This window comes from Pseudofulvibacter geojedonensis, from assembly GCF_042675745.1.
In the GTDB taxonomy this organism is placed as follows: Bacteria; Bacteroidota; Bacteroidia; order Flavobacteriales; family Flavobacteriaceae; genus Pseudofulvibacter; species Pseudofulvibacter geojedonensis.
In genome coordinates this window covers 206,289-207,356 of sequence record NZ_JBHTJM010000011.1, presented here as the reverse complement: position 1 = coordinate 207,356, position 1,068 = coordinate 206,289, and the positions used below count along the sequence as shown (strand labels likewise).

Genomic DNA, 1,068 nt, shown 5'->3' with positions numbered 1-1,068 from the left:
TTCTACACCGTTAAACGACCATTGGTAAGTGTAATCTGGAGTTGTATAACTTCCTTCTAAGCTAAAGGTAGTAGCTGTTAATACAGGTAAATCTTCTGTAGGTAACGGTACACCAAATTCATCTACACACAATACATCTTTAGTGCTGGTAATAGATACTTGTGGTACAGGTACGTGAATTTTAAAGTTTGTTAGTGTATAACATCCTGTTGCAGCTGTGTTAGTAGTTGTGTCGCCTGTATTGGTAACACGAACCCAGATAGTTTGCCCATAGGCTACAGTATTGTAAAAAGTAGTAGGGTTTGTAATAGGGTTTTGCTCTAAATTAGCATCAGATTCAGATGTGTAATAAGCTGCAGATACAACCGTTTCTCCGCCAATAATATCGTCTTGATATTCGGTTAAATCAAACAGAGCATATCCTTCTTGTAGTGTTCCTGGTCCTGTTCCATCGTTTACACAAGACTCCATACTTTCTCCGTTTGGAAATAAATCGGCTAAATCTGATGGGATTAAAGGAGTAGGGTTCGGGTTTACTACAATTTCTACTAATTGCACACTGTAGCAACCTAAAGCATTGTCTACTCTTATAAAAATATCTTGAGGATTTACTGTGTTAACAAAAGCAGTAGTATTACCAATAGGGTTGGTGTTGGCTTCTGCCTCTGCTTCACTTAAGAAATAAGTAAAAGTATTGCCTGTTTCTGTAGTAATCATATCTTCAAACAATGTTAAGTTGAAGGTTTGATTCGGTGTTACATTGTCTGGTACGTAATACTGATCGTCACACAATGGCATAGAAACAAATTCTGTTACAGGAGGAATAGATACTTCTAATGTAATCGCTTTAACACTTCTACATTGAGTACCATCGCCTGCATTTCCTTCATCACCAGTATTGATAACCTCTACATAAATAATTTGAGGGTTACTGGTGTTGTTGTAAGCCGTATCGTTTGTAATAGGATCTGATAATGTATCTGTAGCTTCGTTGTACGATTCATAAAAGTTCACATCGTAATCTACAGCAGTGTTATTAGTTGCATCGTATTCTGCAGCTAATAAATC

At 36.9% G+C, this 1,068-nt stretch carries 1 pseudogene; it reads right to left on the bottom strand.

Annotated elements, in window-relative coordinates:
- A pseudogene (locus ACFQ1O_RS14655) lies at positions 1-1,068 on the bottom strand (hypothetical protein); the annotation flags it as partial.